Genomic DNA, 24,337 nt, shown 5'->3' with positions numbered 1-24,337 from the left:
ATGCCAAAGGGGTTGCGAAAGGCCTGCGCCAGCAAGCCGCTCCTGATGCGCAGGTTGCGCCCGGTCATGAGGTTGTCGATCACGCTCATGCCCTTGAAGAGCGCCAGGTTCTGGAACGTGCGCGCGATGCCCATCTCGGCCACCTGGCGGCTGTTCATGTGCCTGAAGGTGCGGCCCCGAAAGCTGATCGAGCCCTCCTGGGGCTGGTACACCCCGTTGATGCAGTTGAGCATGGAGCTCTTGCCAGCGCCGTTGGGCCCGATGATGGCGCGCACCTCGTGCTCGCGCACGTCAAAGCTGATGTTGGTCAGGGCCTTGACGCCGCCAAAGCGCAGGCTGATGTTCTGGACGTTGAGGACGACGTCGCCGATCTTCTTCTGTGTCATTTTGGGGTCTGGGCTCAATCAGGCTGCGGCCTTGACGGGGGTGAAGGTCTTGGCGTCGCTCAGCTTGAGCGTGGCGCTGACCGAGCCGGTGCGCCCGTCCTCGAACTTCACCTGCGTCTGGATGTACTGCTCGGCCTTGCCGCCGTACAGCGCCTCGACCAGCACGCCGTACTTCTCGGCGATGAAGCCGCGGCGCACCTTGTTCGTGCGGGTGAGCTCGCCGTCGTCGGCGTCCAGCTCCTTGTGCAGCACCAGGAAGCGGCTGATCTGGCTGCCCGCGAGCAGCTCGTCTCGGCTGAGGTCGGCGTTGACCTTCTCCACGCACTCGCGGATGAGTTCGTACACCTCGGGCTTCTGCGCCAGGTCGGTGTAGCCGGCGTAGGGCAGGTTGCGCCGCTCGGCCCAGTTGCCCACCGCCTCGAAGTCGATGTTGATCATCACGCAGACCCGCTCGCGCTGGTCGCCGTAGGCCACGGCCTCCTTGATGTGGGAGAAGAACTTGAGCTTGTTCTCCACGTACTTGGGCGCGAACATGGCGCCGTCGTGCGCGCCGCCCTTCAGGCGCCCCACGTCCTTGACGCGGTCGATGATCTTCAGGTGCCCCGAGGCGTCGATGAAGCCCGCGTCGCTGGTGTGGTACCAGCCGTCGGCGGTGAGCACCTCGGCCGTGGCGGCCTCGTTCTTGTAGTAGCCCTTGAGCAGGCCCGGGGACTTGACCAGGATCTCGCCGCTCTCGGAGAGCTTGATCTCCACGCCTTCGCAGGGCACGCCCACGGTGTCGGCGCGGGCCTCGTGGTCGGGCTGCAGGCAGACGAAGACGGCCGTCTCGGTGGAGCCGTAGAGCTGCTTCATGTTGATGCCGATGGAGCGGTAGAAGCTGAAGAGGTCGGGCCCGATGGCTTCGCCCGCGGTGTAGGCCACGCGCACGCGGCTCATGCCGAGGTTGTTGCGCAGCGGGCCATAGACCAGCCAGTCGCCCAGGCGGTACTTGATCGAGTCGATCAGGCCGATCGGTTTGCCGTCCATGCGGTCCGGGCCCACGCGGCGGGCCAGCGCCATGAAGCGGTGGAACATGCCGCGCTTGATCGCGCCGGCGTCTTCCATGCGGATCATCACGCTGGTGAGCAGGCTTTCGAAGATGCGTGGCGGCGCGAAGTAGTAGGTCGGGCCGACTTCCTTGAGGTCGATCGTGACCGTGGAGGCCGACTCCGGGCAGTTCACCACGTAGCCGGCCACCAGCCACTGCGCGTAGCTGAAGATGTTCTGCCCGATCCAGGCCGGGGGCAGGTAGGCCAGGATCTCGTCTTCGCGCGTGAGCTTGTCGAACCTGGCGCCCACGGTGGCGCGGTTGATGAGGGTCTGGTGGGTGTGCACCACGCCCTTGGGGTTGCCGGTGGTGCCGCTGGTGAAGAACATGGCGGCCACGTCCTCGGTGCGGCCCAGCTCCACCTGTTCGCGAAACAGCTGGGGGTGGGCCTTGGCGTGGGCCTGGCCGGCTTCGATGAGCGAGGCCATGCTGCGCAGGCCGGGCTGGTCGTAGTTGCGCAGGCCGCGCGGGTCGTCGTAGTAGAGGTGGCTGAGCTGCGGGCAGCGCTCGCGGATCTCCAGCATCTTGTCGACCTGCTCCTGGTCTTCCACCACGCAGAAGCGCACCTCGGCGTTGTTGATCGGGAAGACGCACTCGGCGGCCACCGCGTCCTGGTACAGCGGGATCGGGATCGCGCCCAGCGACTGCGCGGCCAGCATCGTGGCGTACAGGCGCGGGCGGTTGGCACCGATGACCACCATGTGCTCACCGCGCTGCAGGCCCGCCTGGTGCAGCCCGCAGGCCAAGGCCTCCACCAGCTCGGCCATGCCGGCCCAGGTCGTGGTCTGCCAGATGCCGTATTCCTTCTCGCGCATCGCCGGCCGATCACCATGTTCGGCCGCTTGTGCCAGCAGCCATCGGGGGAAAGTCGTGTTCACAGGGGTCCTACCTTGGCAACGCGAGAAGCTTGAAAACAGGTCGCGGCGCGCTCGACATCGGCCCGCAGAACGACGTCCTGCACCTGGCTCATGACGCCCTTGCAATACGTCCACTGCTCGGTGTTCACCGAGGCCCCCAGCTCGACGGCCTCTTTCAGCCGCAGCAACGCCAGCCGACGGTGTTTGAACTTGATGCTGCGGTCCAGCAGCGCCAGCGCGATCACCTGGCTCTGGAGTCTGAGCAAGGGTTCGGCCTGTGCGCCGCTCCCGACCCGCGCCAGGCGTTTGAGAGAACGAAGATGCTTCCGCCCCCGGCCCTGCAGAGGCGCTTCGGAAAGCAAGCCCATCACGCGCCCTTGTCCAACGCCGCTTCGACGGAACGGTCCAGCACGTAGACCGTGCCGTGCAGCAACGCGATGTGCTCGTCGTCGCGTGCGCGCGTGATCTTCACCTGGTAACTGCCGATCTTGCGCGAACGCGAGACTTCGTAGGCATGCGCCACCAGCCACTCGCCTTCCTCGACCGCCGTGGAGATGCTCAGCTGCCCATCCACCAGGGTGGCGATCTTTCCGTACGAGTTGCAGGCCAGGCCCAAGGCCATGTCGCCCAGCGCGAAGAGCGCACCGCCGTGGCACCGGTCGTTGAAGTTCATGTGCTTGCGCATGACCTTCATGCGCAGCGTGGTGCTGCCCATCGACGCCGACACGAGCTCGATGCCGAGCAGCCTCGCCATGTTGTCGCCTGCGATGCAGGTGGACACCAGGTTGTAGGCCGCCTTGGCACCGCCAGCCGCGTGCCGCCGGCCGCGCTCGCTGCGCGCATCGAGCCAGTCCACCACGTCGCCGACGCCCTGTTCGCTGGGTGCCGACACGCACTTGACCGGCGGAGCCTCGGCCTGCGAGCGCCTGAGTGTCAGCATGGCCAGCAGCTCGGACTCGGTCTTGCGCGCGTCGGGGAGGTCGGCCTTGGTCACGACAAAGAGGTCTGCGATTTCCAGCACGCCCGCCTTGATTGCCTGCACATCGTCGCCGAGGCCGGGAGGGCACACCACGAGACGCGTGTCGGCGAAGCGCGTGATTTCCACCTCGGACTGGCCTGCACCCACGGTCTCGACGATCACGACGTCGAATCCGGACGCGTCGAACAGGTCGATGACGTCTCCGGCCGCCACCGACAGGCCACCGAGATGGCCGCGCGAAGCCAGCGACCGGATGAAGACACCTTCGTCGCTCTGGCGCTCGCCCATGCGGATGCGGTCACCCAGCACCGCCCCGCCCGTGAACGGGCTGGAGGGATCAATGGCCACGACGGCGACCGTCCTGCCCTTTTGCCGCAGGCCCTTGATCAGCGACGACACCAGCGTGGACTTGCCACCGCCGGGTGGCCCTGTGACGCCGATAACGTGGGCACGGCCTTGCGACCCTGCAATCGCGCGGCGCACCTCGTAGGCGGCTTCGCCGCCGTTCTCGAGCGCGCTGATGGCCCGGGCGATCGAGCGCCGGTCGCCCGCCAGCACCTTTTGGATGGACATGTTGCTCACGGCGATCACACCACCGTCAACGGATGTCCGAAGCCCAGCTCCTTGCGCAAGGTGCCACAGATCTCGCCGTGGGTGGCACCGACCTCCGCCGCGGCCACCACATGCTCGAACACGTTGGACTTGGCCGTGTTGGCCGAGCGCGCCAGCGCGCCGATCGCCTTGTCGACGTCCGCGCTGGAGCGCGACTTCTTGAAGTCGGCCAGGCGGCGCAGGTACGACTGCATGCGCGCGGCGTCGGGGTACTCCAGCGACGGGTAGGTCGCGGGGTCTTCCTCGACCTGGTAGGCGTTGACGCCCACGATGGTCTGTTCGCCCGCGTCGACCTTCTTCTGGAAGGCGAGCGCGGAATCGCCGATCATGCGCTGCACGATGCCTTTTTCCACTGCCTGGTACATGCCGCCGGCCTCGTCGATCATCGAGATGATCGCGTTGATCTTCGTCTCCATGTCGTTGGTGAGCGACTCCACGTAGTAGGAGCCGCCCAGCGGGTCGATGACGTCCGTCAGGTGCGCCTCTTCCCGCAGGATGTTCTGCGTGGCCACCGCGATGCGGGCGGCCTCGGCGGTGGGCGTGGAAAACACCTCGTCGTAGCCGTCCGTGTGGAGCGATTGCAAGCCGCCGAAGATGCCGGCCATGGCCTGCGCCGTGACCCGCGCAACGTTGTTGAGCGGCTGCTGCCGCGTCAGGTCCACGCCCGAGGTTTGACCGTGGAACTTGAACCGCCAGGAACGCGGGTCCTTGGCGCCGAAGCGCTCGCGGCACAGCCGGGCCCAGATGCGGCGGCCGGCGCGGAACTTGGCGACCTCTTCGAAGAAGCTGACCGAGACGTCGAAGAAGAAGGTGAAGCGCGGCAGGAACTGGTCGGGATCCATGCCGCTGGCAATGCAGTCTTCGGCGTACTGAATGCCGGAGCAAAGCGTGAACGCCATGGCCTCGGCCGGGGTGGCGCCGGCCTGTTGCATGTGCTGGCCCACGATGGACAGCGGGTTCCAGCCGGGCACGTGTTTGTTGGCGAACGCGATGTGGTCCACGATGACCCGGCGCGCGCCCTGCAGCGCCAGGCGGAAGAACATGTGGTTCGCAACAAAGTGCGAGATGCAGTCGCTCTGATTCGAGGTGCCGGTGATCTTGGTCCACGGCACGCCACGGCGCTTGGCCACCGCCAGCTCGAAGGCCAGCAGCGTGAAGGGCGAGGGGTCGTTCATGGCGGTGGAAAGGTTGCCGATGGGCACGCCGTCCAGGGCCACCCGCATGTCTTCCACGTGGTTGATGACCGTGCCGCAGGTGCCCAGCAATTCCGAAGGCACGTCGTCGGCGTCGTAGCCCCGGAACACCGAGTTGCAAGGGATCAGCGAGAGCGCAGAGGCGCCGAGGTCGAGGATCTCCTTGACCCGCAGGTTGTAGTCCTCAGGCACGCCCAGGCCGATGAGCTGGCGCTGGGACCAGCTGCGACCCCGGTACATGGTGGCGTAGATGCCCCGCGTGTACGGGTACTGGCCGGGATAGCCCAGCGCATCGTCATACGATGCTGCGCCGGTGTGGTCCTGCGGCGTGTACAGCGGCTTGATGCCGATGCCGGAGCGGTTGTAGGTGGTGGCGTCGCCCGCCACACCCTGAGCGAATTCGGTTTCCCATTGCACCTGGCCGTTCATGTCGAGGCTCCCAGCAAGGCGCGGCGCTTCTCGGACAGCGCGCGCACCGACACCACCACATCGTCCAGCGAGGTGCCGGGGTGAAACACCTGGGCCACGCCGCATTCCAGCAGCATCGATTCGTCCTTGGCCGGCACGATGCCGCCGACGATGACCTGCACATCCGACAGCCCGGCTTCTTTCAGCGCGGCCATCAGCTTGGGCACGATGAGGTGGTCGGTGGCGAGCGAGGAGATTCCGATGACGTCGGCATCCTCTTCCATCGTGAGCTTGACGACGGTGGGAATCTCCTGCCACGGCGGCGTGTAGATCACCTCCATGCCCGCATCGCGCAGGCAGGCCGCGATCACGCGGCTGCCTCGGTCATGTCCATCAAAACCAATCTTCGTGACGATCACCCTAGGGGGACGTTCGGCCATCTTGTATTTCCTTCACTAGCCCCACAAACTTTCGCGCGAGAACGCGTGGGGAATCGCGTCCGTCGGGGTTGAACCAGAGCACCGCCCAGTTGAGCGCGCCAATCAGCATCAGACGAAGGGCACGCCGGTCCGTGCCCGCAGAGAGCGGCAACTGCGCCACGGTGGTGCGGAAGACCTGTTCGTAGCTTTCGCGGAGTTCCCGCAAACGATCTGCGGCCTGGGGAATGTCGTCCGGCAACACGCGGATCAGCACCTGGGCGTAGTCGCTGTCGCGCAGGACGACCTCCAGATGCGCCCGGCACAGCACCTCCAGCCGCACCCATGGGTCGGTTTCCTTCTGCAAGGCATCGGCCGTCGTCTTCTCCAGTTCCAGCACGCCGGCCTGGTAGACCGCCAGCAGAAGCTCCTCCTTGGAGGGGAAGTGGTAGTAGAGCGACCCCGGCTTCATGTCGACCTCGACGGCGATGTCGCGCATGGAAGTCGCGGCGTATCCACGCCGCGCGAAGAGGCGCGCGGCGGCATCCAGAAGTTCAGGCAACCGGTTGTCGGCTCGGGGTGAGCGAGTGGATTTGGTCGTTGTCATGAAAAGCGATCGTTCGTTAGGTTTATTGTGAAGATGGCGGAACCTGTTGTCAATGGAATCGACCCTCGGGGATTCCCTGAGGCAGGAGTCGCCACGGCCATGACCCGCCGTCGTACGGCAGCGAGCCCTGTGAATTCAAACAGACTTCCGCCGTCGGTCCGAGGCGGTGGCATGAATCTCGCTCTGGACATTGGACGTCCAACAACCCGCCCACTTTTGGGGACGTCCAGACATCATGTCCGCCGACATTCAACTCAGAAACGTTTCACGCCGCTTCGGCCCCACCGTGGCGCTCGAATCGGTCGACCTCGACATCGCGGCTGGCGAGTTCATCGCCCTGGTCGGGCCATCGGGCTGCGGCAAGACCACGCTGTTGCGCCTGGTGGCGGACCTGGACCAGCCCAGCAGCGGTTCGGTGCGGATCGGCGGCCTGCCGCCCGCCACCGTGCGGCGCCAGCGCCAACTGGGCCTGGTGTCGCAGCGGCCCGCGGTGCTGCCGTGGAAGCGCGCCGTCGAGGACGTCGAGTTCACCCAGAAGGTGACCGGTCGCGCCGGCCTGCCCGCGCGCGGCCTGCTGCGCGACTTCGGCCTGGCGGGACACGAGGAGAAGATGCCGCACCACCTCTCGGGCGGCATGCTGCAGCGCGTGAATTTCGCGTCGGCCATCGCGCACGACCCCGAGGTGCTCCTGATGGACGAGCCCTTCTCCGCGCTGGACGAAATGAAGCGCGAAGAGCTGGGCCTGTGGCTGGGCACCGAATTGGCCACGCGCCCCAAGACCGTGCTGTTCGTCACCCACCATGTCGACGAGGCCGTGCTGCTGGCCGATCGCGTGATCGTGTTCTCGCCGGCGCCGGGCCGCATCCTGGCCGACATCGCCGTGCCCTCGCCGCGCCCGCGCACGGCGGCCTTCCGCACCGATCCGCAATTCGTGGCCCTCACCGACCGCATCCGCGGCCTGCTGTTCGGCCAATGGAGGGCCGCCGCATGAACACCACCACCGTGACCCCGCCCGCCGTCGCGCCGGCCCCGCCAACCGCTGCCACGCGCAACCTGTTGCTGCGGGTGCTGAAGATCGCTTCGCGCATCGCCTTTCCGATCGTCTCCATCCTCGGCCTGTGGTACCTGGCCATTGCGTTCTCGGGCCTGCCGGAGTTCGTGATCCCGCGCCCCACGCAGGTGCTGGCCGTGCTGACGCAGGAGACTTCGTTCGTGACGCAGCACCTGATGGTCACGCTGCGCGCAGCCGCCATCGGCTTCCTGCTCGCCAACGTGGTCGGCATCGGCCTGGCGGTGCTGTTCACCTCGCTGCCGATGTTCAACCGCCTGCTGATGCCGGCGGCCATCACCATCCGCAACGTGCCCTATGTGGCGCTGGCCTCGGTGCTGGTGCTGGCGGTGGGCGACGGCCTGTGGACCAAGGTGGCGATCGTCACCATCGCCGGCTTCTTCCCTGTGCTGGTCAACACCATGCGCGGCCTGGCGGCGGTCGACACCGTGGTGCTGGACCGCATGCGCATCCTCGACGTGAGCCCCTGGAAGGTGTTCCTCCAGGTGCGGCTGCCGTACTCGGTCCCCTACATCCTCGCCGCGCAGGAGATCACCGGCAGCGCCAGCATCATCGTCGCGGTGGCCGCCGAGTGGATGATTTCCTCCGAAGGCCTGGGCTACGTGATCAACCGCGCGATGGCCCAGTACCGGGGTGACCAGGTCTATGCCGTGGCGCTGCTCGCCGCCGTGCTGTCCTACGCGATCTACATGCTGGTCCAGGTGATCGGCGCTCGCATCAACTGGAGCGAGCGCAGCCGCAACGGCGGCAAGTGACGCGCTTCATCCCAGGCCATCCCCCTTCCTCACTTCGTTTTCGCCCTCAAGGAGCCTCACCATGCGCGCACCCTTCATCCAACTCGCCGCGGCCCTGGCCATCGGCCTGACCGCCTGGAGCGGCGCCGCCGCGCAGGCCCCGACGGAAGACGTCCGGATCGCGCTCTCGTGGCTGCGCAACGGCCAGTACGCCGCGCTCATGGTGGCCGACGCCAAGGGCTACTTCGCGGAAGAAGGCATCAAGGTCAGCTTCATCGACGGCGGCCCGGGCAAGAACCCCATCCCCACGGTGGGCGTGGGCCAGGCCCAGTTCGGCGTCATGGCCCAGTCGTTCATCATGTCGGCGCGCCTGGCGCCTTCGCCGGTGGACGTGGTCGCCATCGGCGCGTTGATCCAGGAGCTGCCCTACGTCTATATCGGCGTCGGCAACCCGGGCGATCCGGAACCGACGCCCAAGGACCTCGAAGGCAAGCGCGTGGGCATCCAGGCCGATGGCGAGATGTTTCTGAAAGCCCTGGCCAAACGCAACCACCTCGATCTGTCGAAGATCAAGGTCGAGACCGTGCTGGCCAACGCCGAACCCCTTCTGGTCGGCAAGGTGGACTACTTCACCGGCCACCTGCACAACCAGACCTATCAGGTCGAACTGGAGGCCGCCAAGACCGACGCGCCCGCGCACCTGAAGGGCAAGACCTGGAAGGTGCTGCGGTTCTCGAAGTACGGCGTGGCCTCGTACGGCGACACGCTCTTCACCAGCGGCAAGATGATCAAGGAAAAGCCCGAGACCGTGCGCAAGGTGGTGCGCGCGGTGGCCAGGGGCCTGAAGTTCACCATCGACCACCCCGCAGAAGCGGTGAAGCTGGTCGATGCCTACCCGCAGCAGATCGAGCGCGCCGACAAGCTCGCCTGGCGCATGAAGGTGCAGAACCCGCTGAACCAGAGCGCCGACACCCGGGCCCGCGGCCTGCTGTGGATGGACCCCAAGGTGTGGGAGGACACCATGGCCTTCTACAAGGAATACGACCAGATCAAGTCGGTGGCCCCCGTCACCGAGATGATGACCAACGCCTTCAACCCGGGCATCAAGGCCAACTGAGAGACACCGCATGAGCACCACCACCGCCACACACGCGATCCCCACCATCGACATCTCGCCGCTGTTCGGCGGCGACCTGGCCGCGCGCGAATCCATCGCGCGCGAGATGGGCCGCGCCGCCGAGACCTACGGCTTCATGAAGCTGGTGGGCCACGGCGTCCCGCCCGCGGTGATTGCCGACACCTTCCGCGCCGCCGAAGCGTTCTTCGGACAGAGCGACGACGCCAAAGCACCCTACCAGGAGCGCAAGACCAACCGCGGCTTCCAGCCGATGTTCGACAACGCCAAGCCGGGCCAGAAGCCCAGCGGGCAGGAGGCCTTCAGCATGGGCCACCCGATCCCGCCGATCGACCCGGCCCTCTTGCCGCTGCCGTTCTACGCGGCCACGCCCTGGCCCGATGTGCCGGGCTTCCGCGAGCGCCTGGAGACCTGCTACCACGCGATGTTCCAGGTCGGCGAAGCGGTGCTGCAGGCGTTCGCGCTGCACCTCGGTGCACCGGCCGACTTCTTCGCCAACGTGTCGCGCAACACCTACTCCAACATGCGCGTGGTCCACTACCCGCCGCAGGAAGTGGTGCAGCACATCGCGGACGAAGGCGTGCGCGCGCACGAAGACCAGGGCCTCATCACCTTGCTGATCCAGGACATGAACGGCGGGCTGGAGGTGCTCGGCCCGGACCAGGACTGGCTGCCGGTCGTGCCCGACGAACAAGCCATCGTGCTCAACGTCGCCAAGCTGCTCACGCGCTGGAGCAACGGCCGGTTGAAATCGGCGCTGCACCGCGTGATCAACCGCTCGGGCCGCGAACGCTATTCGATCCCGCTGTTCATCCACCCGAACTACCACCAGGTGATCGACCCGCGCGATTTCGCACCCGACGGCGAGGCACCGCGCTTCGAGCCCATCGTGGCCGGTGAACAGGTCTACAAGAATTTTGCCGGCGAGCGCAAGTCATGGGCCGAGCTGACGTCCTGACCCTGCCCGACCGGCTGGCGCAGGACCTGCGCCGGCGCCTGTCGGCCGGCGAATGGTCGACCGGCCAGGCCATCCCGGCCGAGACCGCACTGGCCGGTGCCTATGCGGTGTCGCGCAACACCATCCGCGAAGCCATCAGCCGCCTGGTCACGGAAGGCCTGCTGCGCATCCAGCGCGGCGTGGGCACCATCGTGAGCCCGCCCCCGCCGCCGCCGGCGTCGATGGGCATGGGCCATTTCGAATCGCTCACCGACACCATCAAAGGCCAGGGGCGCACGCCGCGCATCGAGCTGCACAAGCTGGAGCGCCGCGCCGGCACACCCGAGGAAACGCACAAGCTGGGCCTGCCCGCCGGCGCGCGCGTGCTCTACACCGAGCGCGCGATCTACAGCGACGACGAGCTGCTGAGCTACGGCTACGACCGCTATGTCGACAGCCTGTTCCCCGAGGTGCTCGACGAGGCGCTGTTCTCGATGTCGTTCGTGGACATCTTCGCGCGCCTGGGCGTGCGCACCGATCGCACCGAAGTGGAGTACCACGCCGTCCACTCCAGCACCATCGGCTGGGCGCGCGGCAACCACAAGCCGCAGCTCTACGTGCTGCTCGATCGGGTGCACTACGCACAGAACCGGCCGATCTTTCACGCGCAGACGTACTGCCTGGAAGGGCGCAACCGCATCTACACCAGCACGTCGCGCTGAGACTCTCACGCCCTGGTTGGTGCGCCCGGCGCCGCGGCCTTCTGTCCATCCTCCCTATGCAGGAGAGCTTGCGTGAAACAAGCACATCCGCCATGCTGTCCTGGTGGACCACAGAAAGGAAGCCTTCACATGAAACGCTGGACATTCATCGCCCTCACCGCAGCCTCCCTGCTGGGCCTGACGGCCTGCGCCACCTCCACCCACCCGTCGGCCAACGCCATGAACGATTCCTCTCTCAACAAAACGCTGCAGGCCTTCCACTGGGAGCTGGAGAAGGCGGACGACCCGGGCGGCCGTGCACTGCCCGCATTCACCGCGCTTGCGCCCCAGCGCGTCGTGCGCCTGAGCTTTGTGCAAGGCGAAAAGCCGGGCGACCAGCGCGTGGTGGTGGACAGGCTTTGCAACGGCATCGGCGCGGGCTACCAGCTCAACGGCATCGACATCACGATCTCGCGCCCGGTGAGCACGATGATGGCCTGCCCCGACCGCGAACTGATGCAGCTGGAACAGGCCGTTGCAGCGCAGATCAGCCGCGCCACCCGTGTGCACCTGGCGCAGGATGCCAACCCGCCGCGCGTGCTGCTGCAGTTCAACGACGGCAGCCGCTGGCATCTGGTGGGCAAGCCCACCGACGCCACGCGTTACGGCGGCGCGGGCGAAACCCTGTTCCTGGAAGTGGGCCCCCAGCTCCAGCCTTGCAGCCATGGCGTGGTGCGCAATGCCCAGTGCATGCAGGTGCGCGAGGTGAAGTACAACAGTGCCGGCCTCAAGACCAGCGCCGGCGAATGGGGCCACTTCTACGGAAACATCGAGGGCTTCACGCACCAGGCGGGCACGCGCAACGTGCTGCGCGTCAAGCGCTACACGGTCCAGAACCCGCCGGCCGACGCCTCGCGCTATGCCTATGTGCTGGACATGCGCGTGGAGTCGGAGCTGGTCGGCCCTCGATGAACCGCTGGCGGGCCTAAACCTCCAGCAGGATCTTCCCGATGTGCTCGGAGGACTCCATCAGCGCATGCGCCTGGGCGGCCTGATCCATTGGGAACACCTGGTGAATCACGGGCGCCACGCGCTTCGCGCTCAACAAGGGCCACACCTGCTCCACCAGCTCCTGGCCGATCCGGGTCTTGTCCGCCAGGCTGCGTGGGCGCAAGGTGGAGCCGGTGAAGGTGATGCGCTTGGCCATCAGCGGCGTCCAGTCGAGCTCGGGCCGGGACGATTCCAGGAACGAGATCTGCACCAGCCGCCCTTCGACGGCCAGGGCCCGCAGGTTGCGCTCGACGTAGGAGCCACCGACCATGTCGAGCACCATGTTCACACCGGCGCCCTCGGTCGCCTTCAGGGCCACGTCCACGAAGTCCTGCTCGCGGTAGTTGATGGTGATGTCGGCCCCTGCGGCCTTGCAGGCCGCCGCCTTCTCGGCACTGCCGACCGTGCACAGCACGCGCGCGCCAAAGGCCTTGGCCAGCTGGATCGCCGTCAGGCCGATGCCCGAGGAACCGCCATGCACCAGCAGGCTTTCCCCGGCGCGCAGACCGCCGCGCTGAAAGACGTTGGCCCAGACGGTGAAGAAATTCTCCGGCAAGGCGGCGGCCTGCCGCATCGAGATGCGCTCGGGCACGGGCAGCGCCTGGCCCTCGGGCACCACCACGTAGTCGGCGTACGCGCCGCCATTGGTCAGCGCGCACACCGGGTCGCCCACCGACCAGCGCGTCACCCCCGCACCCAGTGCCACGACCTCGCCCGACACCTCCAGGCCCAGGATGGGGGAGGCGCCCGGCGGCGGCGCGTAGAGCCCGCGCCGCTGCAGGGCTTCGGGGCGGTTGACGCCCGCAAAGGCCACGCGCACCAGCACCTCACCATCCGCCGGCACCGGCGTGGGACCGGTGCGTGGCACGAGCACCTCGGGGCCACCGCCCTGGCCGTGGTCGATGAAGCGCATTGTTGTGGGCACGGCGCTCATCGCGCGCCTCCCGCCACCAAGGCCAGCGCCGGCGCGGGCCGGGCCGCCGCTCGCTTGCCCTGCATGGCTTCGCGCGCCACGGCCTCGATGCCGGGGCCGTCGAGCCGGTAGTGCGCGTACAGGTGGGTGGGCGGAGCGATCAGGCTGTACTCGTCGTGGATGCCGTGGCGCACCAGGCGCACGCCCGCGCCTTCGTCGGCCAGCACCTCGGCCACGGCGGCGCCCAGGCCACCGAGCACGTTGTGCTCTTCCACCGTCATGAGCAGGCGTGAACGCGCTGCCGCCTGCAGCACCGCGTCGCGGTCCAGCGGCTTGATGGTGGCCATGTCGATCACGCCCACCGAGAAGCCCGCGCGGCCCAGCGCGGCCGCGGCCTCGAGCGCGCCCTTCACGGCCATGCCGCAGGCGATGAGGGTGAGGTCGGTGCCCCGGCTGTGCTCGATGGCCTTGCCGATCTCGAACGGCGTGTTCTTCTCGTACACGTCGGGCTCACGGCCGCGACCGATGCGGAAATAGATCGGCTCGGGCCAGCCGATCGAGGCCTTGATCGCGCTGGCCAGCTGCGGGCCGTCGGCGGGCGAGATCACCGTGAGCCCCGCGATGGAGCGCATGGTGCCGATGTCCTCTGTCGCGTGGTGGGAGGTGCCGTAGAAGCCGAGCGAGATGCCGGTGTGGTGGCCGACCAGCCGCACCGGCAGCTTGCTGTAGGCCACGTCCATTCGGATCTGCTCGCAGCACAGCAGACCCAGGAAGGACGCGAAGGTGGCGACGAAGGGGATCTGGCCCGTGGTCGCCAGGCCGGCGGCGGCCGTCACCATGTTCTGTTCGGAGATGCCGAACTGCACATACCGATCGGGGTAGGCCTTGGCGAACTTGTTCAGGCCGTTGGAGTACTGCAGGTCGGCCGAGCCGGCCATCACGGGGTGGCCCTGCTCGGCCAGTTCGATGAGCGCGTCCGAAAAATGGTTCAGGCCCGGGGTGATCTGGTTCAGGGCGCGGTACTGCCAGGAGTCAGGGGAAAGGGGTTGGGGGTTCATGGTTCAGATCTCCTTGCTCATGATTTCTTCGATGGCGCGCTGCGCGTCCGCCGGTGCCAGGTAGCCCAGGTGCCAGCCGGGTTCGGTTTCCATGTAGGAAACGCCCTTGCCCTTGATGGTCCTGGCGATCACGCACGCGGGCTTGTCGCGGCCGGTGTCGGCCTTGAGGCGCCGCAGCAGCGCGGTGAGGTCGCGCACGCTGTGGCCGTCCACCTCGTGCACCTCCCAGCCGAACGCGCGCCACTTCTCGGCCAGGGACTCGACGCCCATCACGTCGTCCACCTTGCCGTCGAGCTGGTAGCCGTTGCGGTCCACGATGGCGACCAGCCGCGAGAGCTTGTTGTGGGCCGCGAACAGCGCGGCCTCCCACACCTGCCCTTCCTGCATCTCGCCATCGCCCAGCATCACGAAGACGTGGAAGTCGCGCTGGGACATGCGCCCACCCAGCGCCATGCCGCAGCCGCCGGAGAGCGCGTGGCCGATCGAGCCCGAGCTGAAGTCGATGCCGGGCACCTTGGTCATGTCGGGGTGGTCACCCAGCGCGCTGCCCAGGCGGGTGTAGCCGTCCAGCTCTTGCGGGCGGATGAAGCCCCATTCCGCGAGGATGGGGAACTGCCCCACGGCGGCGTGGCCCTTGCCCATCAGGAAGCGGTCGCGGTCGGGCCAGGCGGGCTCGCCATGGCGCAGCGACATCACGTCGTAGTACAGCGAGGCGAAGATCTCGGCGGCGGAGAAAACCGAGGTGTAGTGGCCGACCTTGGCGATCTCGATCAGCCGGATCGTCTCCAGCCGCACGAAACGGGCCTTCTCCCGCAGGCGGGCGATCTCTTCGGCGGTGGGGATGAAATCGGGAGCGTCCGCTCGGCGGACGGGACTGGGCTGCGGCATGAGTGGGTTCCTTTCGTTGCGCATTGATGCACCATATATCTTTTAAGCAGGCGTGGTGCGGGAAGGGGATCGGGCCCTGCCGGGTTCGGCCGGGCCCGGTGTTCAGATGCCGAGGTAGCTGGCCCTCAGCTGCGGGTTGTGCAGCAGCTCGCGGCCGGTGCCGCGCATGGCGATGGTGCCGTTCTCGATCACGAAGCCGTGGTCGGCCATGTTGAGCACCATCTGCACGTTCTGCTCGATGACCAGCACCGCGAGTTCGCTGTTGCGGATCTTGCGGATGCCTTCGAACAGGCGGTCCACCATGATGGGCGCGAGCCCGAGCGATGGTTCGTCGAGCGCGAGCACGCGCGGCAGCGCCATCAGCGCGCGGCCCACGGCGACCATCTGCTGCTGCCCGCCCGACAGGGTGCCGGCCAGCTGATGGCGGCGTTCATCGAGGATGGGGAACAGCGCGAAGATCTCGTCCATCGTCTTGGAGCGGCGCGCGCGCGCCCTGGGCGTGGACGCCCCCACCATCAGGTTCTCCATCACCGTCATCTCGGGAAAAAGCTGCTTGCCTTCGGGTGACTGCACGAAGCCCTGGTCCACGATGCGGTGCGGTGGCAGGCCGGTGAGCGAGCAGCCCTCCAGCACCGCAGAGCCCCTGCTGGTTTTCACCAGGCCCGAGACCGTGCGCAGGAAGGTCGTCTTGCCCGCGCCGTTGGCGCCGATCAGGGCGGTGATGGTGCCGGGGTGCAGGTCGAGGTGGATGCCCCGGAGCACCTGCTGCTCGCCGTAGCCGGCCCAGAGGTCTTTCACGCTAAACATCGGTGCCGACATAGCCTTCTCCAAAATACGCCGTCAGAACGCGCGGATCCTTCACCACCTTCTGCGGCTCGCCATTGGCGATCAGGCAGCCCTGGTCCATCACGATCACGCGGTCCGACAGACCCATGATCACCTTCATCACATGCTCCACGATCAGCACCGTGATGCCTCGGTCGCGCACTTTGCGCACCAGGGCCACCATCTCGGCCGCCTCGCTGGGCGTGGCACCGGCCACCACCTCGTCCATCAGCAACAGGCGTGGCTGCGTGGCCAGCGCGCGGCCGAGTTCGATCTTGCGTTTGTCGAACGCGGTGAGGTCGTTCGCGTCGGCGTTGCAACGGTCGCCGAGATTGAGGAAGTCCAGCAGCTCCATCGCCAGCTCGCGCGCCTTGGCGGTGGACTCCAGGCGCGCGAAGGCGCCGACCATCACGTTCTCCACCGCCGAGAGCCCGCCGAAGGGTCGCGAGAGCTGGAAGGTGCGCGCGATGCCCGCGCGGCAGATGTCGCTGGGCGCCATGCCCAGCACATCGCGGCCTTCGAACAGGATGCGACCCTGGTCGGCGCGGTGGAAACCGGCGATCAGGTTGAAGGCCGTGGTCTTGCCCGCGCCGTTGGGACCGAGCAGCCCGAGGATCTCGCCACGTCGCAGGTCGAACGACACCTCGTTCACGGCCTTCAGGCCGCCGAAACGTTTGCTCAGGCCCTGCACTTGCAGCAGCGCCGTTGTCGAATCGCTCATTTTTCCGTCCCTCCTTGCTGGAGGCGTTGTTTCAGCCAGCGATCGATCGGCGCGATGATGCCCTTGGGGAAGTACAGCACCGCGACGATCAGGATCACGCCGTAGATGACCAGGTGCAGGCCGAGGAAGGTGCCGCCGAGGTGGCTGCGCGAAAACTCCGCGATCGGGTGGAGCACCAGGGCACCCAGCATGGGGCCGAGCACCGTGCCCTGACCGCCCACGATGGCCATCAGCGCGACGTCGATCGAGAACTCGATGCCCATGTTGCGTTCCGGGTTGATATAGCGGAAGAACTGCGCGTAGAAGGCGCCGCCCAGGCCGGTCATGAAGGCGCTGGCCGCGAGCGCGATCAGCGAGCACCGCGTGGGGTTGACGCCCAGGGCCTCGGCGCCGTTGTGGTCACCCCGGATCGCCTTGAGGTAGTAGCCCAGGCGCGAGCGCTCGAGCACGATGGTGGCGAGCAGCACCAGCACCAGCATCACCAGGGCGATGTAGTAATACGGCAGCTTGCCTTCGAACTGGTAGACCAGGCCGCCGAGTTCGCTGGGCGGCACCACGAGGCCCTGCGCGCCCTTGAGCGGGATGCCCAGGAAATCGTCGGTGTTCTCGAACCAGATGCGCACGATCTCGGCGAAGGCGATCGTGGTGAGCGTGAAGTACGGACCCTTGAGCTTGAACGTGGGGTAGCCGATGGCCAGCGACAGCAGGGCCGCGAACGCACCGCCAGCCAGCATGCCCAGCCAGGGCGAGAGGCCGAGCAGCGTGAACAGCAGCACCGTCACATACCCGGCCAGGCCCGCGAACACGGCGTGCCCGAGAGAGAGCTGACCGACGTAGCCGCACACGAAGTTCCAGGCCGTGGCCATGTACGCGAAGTACAGGATCATGGTCAGGGAGTGCAGCGTGTACGAGTCGCTCACGAACAGCGGCAGCACGGCCGCGATCGCGATCATGGGCAGGCCCAGGATCAGCGTGGAGGGGGAGTTGGAAAAGGCGTTCATTCTTGACATGGCCACGCCCTCACGCCTTGCGGCCCAGCAGGCCGTTGGGACGGACCAGCAGCACCACGATGAAGATGAGGAAGGAGAACATCGCAGCCGAGGTGGCGGTGACGAACTGGGAGATCAGCGACTCGAACACACCGAGCAGCAGCCCACCCACGATGGAGCCCGGGATCGAGCCGATGCCACCGAGCACCACCACCAGGAACGACTTGACGCCGAACATCAGCCCCACGGTGGGCGTGATCGACAGGAAGGGCACCAGCAAGGCGCCGAACAGGCCCAGGATGGCGGCGCCCAGGCCGAAGGTCTGGTTGTAGACGCGGTAGACGTTCACGCCGCTCATGGCGGCCGCGTCGCGGTTCTGCGCCGTGGCGCGGATGGAGCGGCCCACGTCGGTGTGCTTGAGCCCCCACCAGAGACCCCCTGCCACCGCGATGGCAGCGACGAAGCCGACGAAACGCGGGATGCTGATCGGCAGGCCCGCGACCTCGAAGGTGCCACCGGCGAAGTCCACGCTCACCGAGCGCACGTCCGGGCCGTAGGTCATCAGCACCAGGTTGTCCATGACCAGGTAGACGCCCGTGGTCAGCAGCAGCGCGCCCAGCGGTTCCACCACCAGGGACGACTCGCGCTTGAACAGCGGCGAGATGATGACGCTCTGTGTGAAGTAGCCGAAGCCGAACAGCAAGGGCATGGTCACCAGCGCCGCCACGTAGGGGTGCAGGCCGAAGGTGGACCACAGCGTGTAGGCCGCGTACATGGCCACCATGAGGAAGGAGCCGTGCGCGAAGTTGATGACGCGCAGCACGCCGAAGATCAAGCTCAGGCCCAGGGCGATGCCGCCATAGATGGCGCCCTGCAGCAGCCCGTTGATGAGCGCGTAGAAAAAGATGAGGGGATCCATACCGGTTTCCGTGATGAGGGCGCCCGCCGCGCGGGGCGGCGGGACGCCCGGGTTGAAGCCGTGGACCGGATCAGCGCTTGGACCAGTCGGGCAGCGGCCAGACCGGCTTGGTGCCGGCCAGCCGGTTGGCCGCCGGCCACACCGTGCGGCGCTCGCCACCGATGTTCTGGGTGATGGCGCCGTGGGCGTGCGGGTTCTGGCCCTTGTCGTCGAAGACGACGCGGCTGTAGCCCGTGATCAGCGCAGGCCCGCTCTTGATGTCGGTCGCGGCCAGGGCATCGCGGATCTTTTCCCGGTCGGTCGAGGCGGCGCGCTCCAGCACGTCACGCAGGATGTAGGCGTTCGACACGCCCTGCGCGCCGTAGGCGTTCAGACCGTAGCCCATGCGGGTCTGGAACTTCTTGTCGGCGTCCAACGCGTTCGGGTCCTTGATGGCCTGCATGATGTCCACCTGGAAATCGTCCTGCACGAACATCAGGTCGTAGGCCTTGGGGTTGACCGACTTGTAGAACGAAGGGTCTTCCGCGCCGCCACCGACGGAGTGGATCCCGTAGGGCACGTTGAGGCGGTTCTCCGCGAACTGGCGCGTGAACAGGATGTGGTCGGGCGTGTAGGCCACGACGATCAATGCGTCGGGCTTGCTCGCGCGGATCTTCAGCAGCTGCGCGGAGAAGTCGGACTGGTTCGGCGGGTAGGACTCGTCCAGCGAGATCTTGTAGCCGCGCTCCAGCGCCATCTTCTTGATGTTGGCGGTGTGCGATCGGCCCCAGTCGGTGCCTTCGTAGAACAGGCCGATGGTCTGCGGCTTGTTGCCGGTTTCCTTGGCCAGCAGGTCGATCGCGTCCATCTGCTCGCGCGCGTCGTAGATCGCCTTGTTGTTCGGACGGAAGACGTAGCGGAAGCCGCGCTCGGTGATCTCGTCCTTCACCGAACCCGTGACCAGCCAGGGCGTCTTGTAGCGCTCGGCCACTTCGGTGGCCGGGAAGGTGACCGCGCTGTTGTAGGCGCCCACCATCACCGACACCTGCTCGCGCGTGATCAGGCGTTCCGTCTCGGCCACGCCCACATCGGGCTTGGACTGGCTGTCCGCAAAGATCGCGACCAGCCTGGCGCCACCCAGGGATTTGATGCCACCCGCGGCGTTGATCTGCTCGATGGCGATCTCGGCGCCGACCTTGGTCTGGTTGCCGATGGTCGCGGTGCCGCCCGAGAGGGGCAGCACGAAACCGATCTTGATCTCCTTGGGCTGTGCGAACGCCGCCGCGCTCAGCCCGAACAGGCAGGCGGCGCCCAGGCGGATCAGCGCCTGGCGCCGATGGGTGGGGATGGTCTTCATGGTCTCGTCTCCAGATTGAGGAATGGGTCGGCCAGCGGTCCAGCGCATCGGCCGGGCATCGACGGCGACGGTGCCGGCCCGTCTGGCAGCACCTTGCTTTCGCCTTCGATCGGACGCATGATATATGATGCAACGTGCATCATGCTGCGGGTTTTCCCGAATGCCGATGCCCGGTCTGCCGTGTTCAAGAACCCTTTTCCATGCAGGAGACAAGATGTCCACTTCCCCCTCCACCCCTTCCCTGTTGCGCGTTTTTGGCGGCCCGCTGCGCTACATGCAGGGCCCGGGCGCCCTCGATCAACTGGGCGCTCAGGTCGCTCTGCTCGCGCCGTCGGCCGTGCTGATTGCCGACCGTTTCGTGCTCGAGCTGATAGGCGCTCGCGTGGCGGCCTCGTGCCAGGCCTCGGGCGTGGCGCTGAGCACCGGCGAGTTCTCCGGCGACATCACGCCCGCCGAGGTGCAGCGCCTCACGAACCAGCTCGCCGCGGCGAAGCCCGGCGTGGTGATCGCGGCCGGCGGTGGCAAGGGCATCGACGTGGGCAAGGCCGTGGCCCGGGGCTTGGGCGCGCAGGTCGTGACCGTGCCCACGGTGGCGTCCAACGACGCGCCCACCAGCAAGATCTTTGTGCTCTACGACGAACACCACCGCCTGCTGTCGGTGGAGCACCTGGCGCACAACCCCGCGGCCGTGGTGGTCGACACCGCGCTGATCGCGGCCGCGCCGGCCAAGCTACTGCTCGCGGGCATCGGCGACGCACTCTCGAAGAAGTTCGAGGTCGAGCGCTGCGCGGCCGCTGGCGGCCTGAACATCTACGGCGGCCTGGGCACGCAGGCGGCGCTGGTGCTGGCCGACCTGAGCTACCGCAGCGTGCGCGAGCACGCCGAGCCGGCCATCGAGGCGGTGCGGCGCGCCAGCACCGATGCCCACCTCGAATCGCTGGTCGAGGCCACGGTGCTGCTCAGCGGGCTGTGCTTCGAAAACGGCGGACTCTCGGTGTCGCATGCGATGACGCGGGGACTGTCCGCCATCGCCGGCACCGCGAGCACCTTGCACGGCCTGCAGGTCGCCTACGGCCTGCTGGTGCAGCTCACGCTGGAGGAGCGCGACGCGGCCTTCATGGCGGAGCTGCGCGGCTTCTACCAGCGCACCGGCCTGCCGCAGGACTTGAACGAATTGGGCCTGGGGCGCGCGGCCAGCGAGGACGAGATCGACACCATCGCGCACCAGACCATGACCGCGCCGCATGTGCGCAACTTCCCGACCGCTCTCAGCGCCGAGCGCATCGCAGGAGCCATCCGCCAGGTGGAGGCCACGCGGCTGGGCTGAACGCGCTCAGGCAGGCCCAGGCATGGGCCCATTGCCTGCGCCCGTCTGGGGTTCACGGTTCCGTTGAGTCGAGCCCGACGCAGACATATTTCAGCTCGGTGTAGTCGTCCATGCCGTACTGCGAGCCCTCACGGCCCAGGCCCGACTGCTTGACGCCACCGAACGGCGCCTCGGCGGTGGAGATCAGGCCGGTGTTCACACCCACCATGCCGCACTCCAGCCGCTCCGACACGCGCCAGCTGCGCGAGAGGTCGCGCGTGTACACGTAGGAGGCCAGGCCGTACTCGGTGTCGTTGGCCATGCGGATCACCTCGTCCTCGCTGTCGAAGGGGATCAAGGCCGCCAGCGGACCGAAGGTCTCCTCGCGCGCGACCCGCATCTGCTGCGTCACACCGGTCATGACCGTGGGCTCGAAGAAGTTGCCCTCGAGCCGGCGCCCGCCGGCGATCACCCTGGCCCCCAGGCCCAGGGCGTCGTCGATGTGCTCTTCCACCTTGGCCAGGGCCTTGCCGTCGATCAAGGGGCCCACCACCACGCCCGCGTCGAGGCCGTTGCCCAGCTTCATCGCCCGCACGCTGGCCGCGAGCTTCTGGGCGAACGCGTCGTACACCGGACGCTGCACATAGAGGCGGTTGGCGCACACGCAGGTCTGGCCGTTGTTGCGGAACTTGGCGATCATCGCGCCCTGCACCGCCGCGTCCAGGTTCGCATCGTCGAACACGATGAAGGGGGCGTTGCCGCCCAGTTCCAGCGAGACCTTCTTGATGTGCTCCGCGCATTGCCGCATCAGCACGCGCCCGATCTCGGTAGAACCGGTGAAGCTCAGCTTGCGCACCACCGGGTTGCCGGTGAGTTCTTTCGCGATCGCACCGGCATCCCCCGTCACCACGTTGATCACGCCCCGGGGAATGCCGGCGCGCTCGGCCAGCACCGCGATGGCCAGGGCCGAGAACGGGGTCTGGGTGGCCGGCTTGACCACCATGGTGCAGCCCGCGGCCAGCGCCGGCGCGAGCTTGCGCGTGAGCATCGCGTTGGGGAAATTCCAGGGCGTGATCGCCGCGCACACGCCGATGGGCTGGCGCAGCACCACGATGCGCTTGTCGGGCTGCGGCGCGGGGATCACGTCGCCGTTGTTGCGCCGCCCCTGCTCGGCGAACCATTCGATGAAGCTCGCGCCATAGGCGATCTCGCCGCGCGACTCGCTCAGCGGCTTGCCTTGCTCGATCGTCATGATGCGCGCCAGGTCATCCTGCGCCTCCATCATCAGCTCGTACCAGCGGCGAAGCAGCGTGGCGCGCTCCTTGGCGCTGCGCGCGGCCCAGGCCGGGAAGGCGTGGGCCGCCGCCTGCACAGCCAGGCGCGTTTCCCCCTCGCCCATGTTGGGCACCGTGCCCACCCGCTCGCCGGTGGCGGGGTTCATCACCTCGCGCACCTGGCCATTCAGGGCGGGCTGCCAGTGGCCATCGATCAGGCACTGCTGAACAAAGAGGCCGGGATCCTTCAGATGCTTCATGCTGTCTCCAAAAAGAGGTTGTCCGATTTTGGATGCATGATATATCATGCGTTTTCTATCAACAAGGAGACGTTTTCATGAATCAACGGCAAAAGGTGGCGGTGGTGACGGGCGGCGGCACGGGGATCGGGCTGGCCTGCGCCCAGGAGCTGCAAGCCCAGGGCTGGCGCGTGGTTTGCGCCGGCCTGGACACCGAGCCCACGCTGCCCGACCAACTCGAATTCACCCGCCTGGACGTGACCGACACCGCCGCGATCGCGGCCCTGTTCGAGCGGCTCCCGCACGTCGACGGGCTGGTCAATGCGGCGGGCATCATCCTGCACGAGCAGAAGGAACTCACGCCCGACGGCTTCGACAAGGTGGTGGCGATCAACCTCAACGCGGTCAACCGGCTGACGCTCGCCGCCTTGCCCGGCCTCAAGGCGGCGCGTGGCGCGGTGGTGAACGTGGCCTCCATGTGGAGCCAGTTCGGCTCGGCCCGCAACCCGGCGTACTCGGCCAGCAAGGGCGGCGTGACCTCCCTCACCCGCTCGCACGCAGTGGCCTTCGCCGCCGACGGCGTGCGGGTCAACGCGATCGCGCCGGGCTGGATCGACACGCGGCTCGCTTCCGGCGCCATCCACAATCCGGAGCGCAGCACGGCAATCCTGGGCCGCATTCCACTCGGTCGCTGGGGCCAGCCAGCGGACGTGGCCCGCGTGGTGAGCTTCCTGCTGTCGGCCGAGGCCGCCTACGTCACCGGCATCGTGATGCCGGTGGACGGCGGATTCGGCATCGCCTGAACCCACACCGGAGCCCATGAGCGTGAACCTTCCTCCGACCCCCGCCGTCAATGGCCGAACCGCCGTGGTGCCCTTGCTGGCCTACCCGAGCGAGCACGTGCGCACGCCCGGCTTCTTCAACCAGCACTGCAGCGAGCACGGCATCAACGCCGTGATGGTGCCGTGGAAGGTCTCGCCCGCGGACCTGCCCGCGGCCATCGAGGCCATCCGCCGCATCGAGAACATCCCTGGTTTCGTCATCACCATCCCGCACAAGCAGGAGGTCTGCCGGCACTGCGACACGCTGGAGGGTCTGGCCGCGGTGATGGGCGTGTGCAACGCGGTGCGCAAGAACGCCGATGGCACGCTGTCGGGCCGCATGCACGACGGCCAGGGTTTTGTGCAGGGCCTGCTCGAGCGGGGCATCCCGCTGGCCGGCCGCTCGGTGCTGCTCGCGGGCGCCGGCGGCGTGGCGACCGCCATCGCGTTCGAGCTGGCCGGGTCGCAGGTGGGACGCATCGGCATCCGGAACCGCTCGATGGACAAGGCGCGCGAACTGGGGCAGCAGCTCTCGCGCCACTTCCCGGGTCTGGTGGTCGAACTCAATCCAGCGCGCATGGAGGGCTACGACATCGCCGTCAACGGCACCTCGCTGGGCCTGCACCCCGAAGACCCCCTGCCGTTCGACCCGACCACCTTGCGCCAGGACACGGTGGTGGCCGAGGTCGTGATGCAGCCCGACGTCACGCCCTTGCTGCAGCGAGCGGCGGAGAACGGCCAGCGCATCCACAAGGGCGTGCACATGGTCACGACGCAGATCCGGCTGCTGGTCGAATTCACGACTGGCCAGGCCGGCTGAACACCTAGGTGTGATGTCTCAATAGGTTGTTCATCCGTCTCGGATTTGGGAAGCTGT

The 24,337-nt window shown here is 67.3% G+C and carries 25 protein-coding genes; 9 read left to right on the top strand and 16 right to left on the bottom strand.

Annotated features, from left to right (window positions below):
* The 7 genes from ACODTB_RS25350 to ACODTB_RS25320 all read right to left on the bottom strand — a co-directional run.
* Positions 1–386: ATP-binding cassette domain-containing protein (locus ACODTB_RS25350; RefSeq protein ID WP_488929859.1), on the bottom strand; the 386-nt coding region annotated here is incomplete at its 3' end.
* 18 nt (positions 387–404) lie between these two features.
* Entirely contained in the window at positions 405–2,351 is a 1,947-nt protein-coding gene (locus ACODTB_RS25345) for an AMP-dependent synthetase/ligase (RefSeq protein ID WP_488929858.1), read from the bottom strand.
* Positions 2,348–2,596: a hypothetical protein gene (locus tag ACODTB_RS25340; protein WP_291121755.1), complete on the bottom strand. Its 249-nt coding sequence runs from the start codon at positions 2,594–2,596 to the stop codon at positions 2,348–2,350. Before ACODTB_RS25340 ends, ACODTB_RS25345 begins: the two co-directional genes overlap by 4 nt.
* A gap of 101 nt (positions 2,597–2,697) precedes the next feature.
* Positions 2,698–3,882 carry a methylmalonyl Co-A mutase-associated GTPase MeaB gene (gene meaB / locus ACODTB_RS25335; protein WP_291121756.1) on the bottom strand — a complete coding sequence of 395 codons (1,185 nt, stop codon included), beginning with the start codon at positions 3,880–3,882 and terminating at the stop codon, positions 2,698–2,700.
* A gap of 14 nt (positions 3,883–3,896) precedes the next feature.
* Positions 3,897–5,543, bottom strand: a complete 1,647-nt coding sequence (locus tag ACODTB_RS25330; RefSeq protein ID WP_488929857.1) for an acyl-CoA mutase large subunit family protein — start codon at positions 5,541–5,543, stop codon at positions 3,897–3,899.
* Positions 5,540–5,962, bottom strand: a complete 423-nt coding sequence (locus ACODTB_RS25325; RefSeq protein WP_291121468.1) for a cobalamin B12-binding domain-containing protein — start codon at positions 5,960–5,962, stop codon at positions 5,540–5,542. Before ACODTB_RS25325 ends, ACODTB_RS25330 begins: the two co-directional genes overlap by 4 nt.
* The gene (locus ACODTB_RS25320; RefSeq protein ID WP_291121471.1) at positions 5,943–6,545 is read right to left on the bottom strand and encodes a TetR/AcrR family transcriptional regulator; all 603 of its coding nucleotides are present in this window, start codon (positions 6,543–6,545) and stop codon (positions 5,943–5,945) included. Before ACODTB_RS25320 ends, ACODTB_RS25325 begins: the two co-directional genes overlap by 20 nt.
* Before the next feature lie 235 nt (positions 6,546–6,780).
* Between ACODTB_RS25320 and ACODTB_RS25315 the strand changes: the two genes are divergently transcribed.
* The 6 genes from ACODTB_RS25315 to ACODTB_RS25290 all read left to right on the top strand — a co-directional run bounded on the left by ACODTB_RS25315 (position 6,781) and on the right by ACODTB_RS25290 (position 12,093).
* On the top strand, positions 6,781–7,536 hold the full coding sequence (locus tag ACODTB_RS25315) for an ABC transporter ATP-binding protein (RefSeq protein WP_291121473.1): 756 nt from the start codon (positions 6,781–6,783) through the stop codon (positions 7,534–7,536).
* Positions 7,533–8,369: an ABC transporter permease gene (locus tag ACODTB_RS25310; RefSeq protein ID WP_291121476.1), complete on the top strand. Its 837-nt coding sequence runs from the start codon at positions 7,533–7,535 to the stop codon at positions 8,367–8,369. The genes ACODTB_RS25315 and ACODTB_RS25310 overlap by 4 nt, the downstream gene beginning before the upstream one ends.
* 61 nt (positions 8,370–8,430) lie before the next feature.
* Positions 8,431–9,465 carry an ABC transporter substrate-binding protein gene (locus ACODTB_RS25305; protein ID WP_291121478.1) on the top strand — a complete coding sequence of 345 codons (1,035 nt, stop codon included), beginning with the start codon at positions 8,431–8,433 and terminating at the stop codon, positions 9,463–9,465.
* 10 nt (positions 9,466–9,475) lie between these two features.
* Positions 9,476–10,441 (top strand): isopenicillin N synthase family dioxygenase, encoded by a 966-nt coding sequence (locus ACODTB_RS25300; protein WP_291121480.1) that lies wholly within the window; start codon positions 9,476–9,478, stop codon positions 10,439–10,441.
* Positions 10,420–11,142 (top strand): GntR family transcriptional regulator, encoded by a 723-nt coding sequence (locus ACODTB_RS25295; RefSeq protein WP_291121483.1) that lies wholly within the window; start codon positions 10,420–10,422, stop codon positions 11,140–11,142. Before ACODTB_RS25300 ends, ACODTB_RS25295 begins: the two co-directional genes overlap by 22 nt.
* Positions 11,143–11,271: 129 nt before the next feature.
* Entirely contained in the window at positions 11,272–12,093 is an 822-nt protein-coding gene (locus ACODTB_RS25290) for a DUF4377 domain-containing protein (protein ID WP_291121485.1), read from the top strand.
* Between the two features lie 13 nt (positions 12,094–12,106).
* Here ACODTB_RS25290 and ACODTB_RS25285 read toward each other — a convergent pair whose 3' ends face one another.
* The 8 genes from ACODTB_RS25285 to ACODTB_RS25250 all read right to left on the bottom strand — a co-directional run bounded on the left by ACODTB_RS25285 (position 12,107) and on the right by ACODTB_RS25250 (position 19,820).
* Entirely contained in the window at positions 12,107–13,084 is a 978-nt protein-coding gene (locus tag ACODTB_RS25285; RefSeq protein WP_291121501.1) for an NAD(P)H-quinone oxidoreductase, read from the bottom strand.
* A gap of 17 nt (positions 13,085–13,101) precedes the next feature.
* Complete coding sequence (locus ACODTB_RS25280) at positions 13,102–14,142, bottom strand: transketolase family protein (RefSeq protein ID WP_291121487.1); 1,041 nt, start codon at positions 14,140–14,142, stop codon at positions 13,102–13,104.
* Positions 14,143–14,145: 3 nt separating this feature from the next.
* Positions 14,146–15,030 (bottom strand): transketolase, encoded by an 885-nt coding sequence (locus ACODTB_RS25275; protein WP_291121488.1) that lies wholly within the window; start codon positions 15,028–15,030, stop codon positions 14,146–14,148.
* Between the two features lie 102 nt (positions 15,031–15,132).
* Positions 15,133–15,837 (bottom strand): ABC transporter ATP-binding protein, encoded by a 705-nt coding sequence (locus ACODTB_RS25270; RefSeq protein WP_488929860.1) that lies wholly within the window; start codon positions 15,835–15,837, stop codon positions 15,133–15,135.
* A complete protein-coding gene (locus tag ACODTB_RS25265; RefSeq protein ID WP_291121492.1) occupies positions 15,830–16,576 on the bottom strand; it encodes an ABC transporter ATP-binding protein in 747 nt (248 codons plus the stop codon). The genes ACODTB_RS25270 and ACODTB_RS25265 overlap by 8 nt, the downstream gene beginning before the upstream one ends.
* Positions 16,573–17,577, bottom strand: a complete 1,005-nt coding sequence (locus tag ACODTB_RS25260; RefSeq protein WP_291121494.1) for a branched-chain amino acid ABC transporter permease — start codon at positions 17,575–17,577, stop codon at positions 16,573–16,575. Before ACODTB_RS25260 ends, ACODTB_RS25265 begins: the two co-directional genes overlap by 4 nt.
* Before the next feature lie 19 nt (positions 17,578–17,596).
* Positions 17,597–18,484, bottom strand: a complete 888-nt coding sequence (locus ACODTB_RS25255) for a branched-chain amino acid ABC transporter permease (protein ID WP_291121497.1) — start codon at positions 18,482–18,484, stop codon at positions 17,597–17,599.
* A 70-nt stretch (positions 18,485–18,554) separates the two neighbouring features.
* Entirely contained in the window at positions 18,555–19,820 is a 1,266-nt protein-coding gene (locus ACODTB_RS25250) for an ABC transporter substrate-binding protein (protein WP_291121498.1), read from the bottom strand.
* Positions 19,821–20,034: 214 nt separating this feature from the next.
* Between ACODTB_RS25250 and ACODTB_RS25245 the strand changes: the two genes are divergently transcribed.
* Entirely contained in the window at positions 20,035–21,147 is a 1,113-nt protein-coding gene (locus ACODTB_RS25245) for a glycerol dehydrogenase (protein ID WP_488929856.1), read from the top strand.
* 52 nt (positions 21,148–21,199) lie between these two features.
* On the opposite strand, the gene ACODTB_RS25240 is transcribed toward ACODTB_RS25245, so the two are convergent.
* On the bottom strand, positions 21,200–22,660 hold the full coding sequence (locus ACODTB_RS25240; RefSeq protein ID WP_488929855.1) for an NAD-dependent succinate-semialdehyde dehydrogenase: 1,461 nt from the start codon (positions 22,658–22,660) through the stop codon (positions 21,200–21,202).
* Between the two features lie 77 nt (positions 22,661–22,737).
* On the opposite strand from ACODTB_RS25240, the gene ACODTB_RS25235 reads away from it, so the two are divergent.
* Positions 22,738–23,442 (top strand): SDR family NAD(P)-dependent oxidoreductase, encoded by a 705-nt coding sequence (locus ACODTB_RS25235; RefSeq protein WP_291115409.1) that lies wholly within the window; start codon positions 22,738–22,740, stop codon positions 23,440–23,442.
* A gap of 16 nt (positions 23,443–23,458) precedes the next feature.
* Positions 23,459–24,280 (top strand): shikimate dehydrogenase family protein, encoded by an 822-nt coding sequence (locus tag ACODTB_RS25230; RefSeq protein WP_488929854.1) that lies wholly within the window; start codon positions 23,459–23,461, stop codon positions 24,278–24,280.
* Positions 24,281–24,337: the final 57 nt, after the last annotated feature.

The sequence above is a fragment of the Hydrogenophaga sp. FG152 genome, from assembly GCF_057809615.1.
The sequence above is the reverse complement of the archived record's forward strand: the minus strand, read 5'-3'. Positions and strand labels throughout refer to the sequence as shown.

Coding starts and splice junctions, on each gene's coding strand:
- ACODTB_RS25265 (WP_291121492.1), bottom strand. CDS start 16,576: ATGAGCGATTCGACAACGGCGCTGCTGCAAGTGCAGGGCCTGAGCAAA.
- meaB (WP_291121756.1), bottom strand. CDS start 3,882: ATGTCCATCCAAAAGGTGCTGGCGGGCGACCGGCGCTCGATCGCCCGG.
- ACODTB_RS25250 (WP_291121498.1), bottom strand. CDS start 19,820: ATGAAGACCATCCCCACCCATCGGCGCCAGGCGCTGATCCGCCTGGGC.
- ACODTB_RS25330 (WP_488929857.1), bottom strand. CDS start 5,543: ATGAACGGCCAGGTGCAATGGGAAACCGAATTCGCTCAGGGTGTGGCG.
- ACODTB_RS25230 (WP_488929854.1), top strand. CDS start 23,459: ATGAGCGTGAACCTTCCTCCGACCCCCGCCGTCAATGGCCGAACCGCC.
- ACODTB_RS25295 (WP_291121483.1), top strand. CDS start 10,420: ATGGGCCGAGCTGACGTCCTGACCCTGCCCGACCGGCTGGCGCAGGAC.
- ACODTB_RS25325 (WP_291121468.1), bottom strand. CDS start 5,962: ATGGCCGAACGTCCCCCTAGGGTGATCGTCACGAAGATTGGTTTTGAT.
- ACODTB_RS25320 (WP_291121471.1), bottom strand. CDS start 6,545: ATGACAACGACCAAATCCACTCGCTCACCCCGAGCCGACAACCGGTTG.
- ACODTB_RS25285 (WP_291121501.1), bottom strand. CDS start 13,084: ATGCGCTTCATCGACCACGGCCAGGGCGGTGGCCCCGAGGTGCTCGTG.
- ACODTB_RS25245 (WP_488929856.1), top strand. CDS start 20,035: ATGTCCACTTCCCCCTCCACCCCTTCCCTGTTGCGCGTTTTTGGCGGC.
- ACODTB_RS25300 (WP_291121480.1), top strand. CDS start 9,476: ATGAGCACCACCACCGCCACACACGCGATCCCCACCATCGACATCTCG.
- ACODTB_RS25305 (WP_291121478.1), top strand. CDS start 8,431: ATGCGCGCACCCTTCATCCAACTCGCCGCGGCCCTGGCCATCGGCCTG.
- ACODTB_RS25270 (WP_488929860.1), bottom strand. CDS start 15,837: ATGTTTAGCGTGAAAGACCTCTGGGCCGGCTACGGCGAGCAGCAGGTG.
- ACODTB_RS25280 (WP_291121487.1), bottom strand. CDS start 14,142: ATGAACCCCCAACCCCTTTCCCCTGACTCCTGGCAGTACCGCGCCCTG.
- ACODTB_RS25290 (WP_291121485.1), top strand. CDS start 11,272: ATGAAACGCTGGACATTCATCGCCCTCACCGCAGCCTCCCTGCTGGGC.
- ACODTB_RS25235 (WP_291115409.1), top strand. CDS start 22,738: ATGAATCAACGGCAAAAGGTGGCGGTGGTGACGGGCGGCGGCACGGGG.
- ACODTB_RS25315 (WP_291121473.1), top strand. CDS start 6,781: ATGTCCGCCGACATTCAACTCAGAAACGTTTCACGCCGCTTCGGCCCC.
- ACODTB_RS25255 (WP_291121497.1), bottom strand. CDS start 18,484: ATGGATCCCCTCATCTTTTTCTACGCGCTCATCAACGGGCTGCTGCAG.
- ACODTB_RS25240 (WP_488929855.1), bottom strand. CDS start 22,660: ATGAAGCATCTGAAGGATCCCGGCCTCTTTGTTCAGCAGTGCCTGATC.
- ACODTB_RS25260 (WP_291121494.1), bottom strand. CDS start 17,577: ATGAACGCCTTTTCCAACTCCCCCTCCACGCTGATCCTGGGCCTGCCC.
- ACODTB_RS25275 (WP_291121488.1), bottom strand. CDS start 15,030: ATGCCGCAGCCCAGTCCCGTCCGCCGAGCGGACGCTCCCGATTTCATC.
- ACODTB_RS25310 (WP_291121476.1), top strand. CDS start 7,533: ATGAACACCACCACCGTGACCCCGCCCGCCGTCGCGCCGGCCCCGCCA.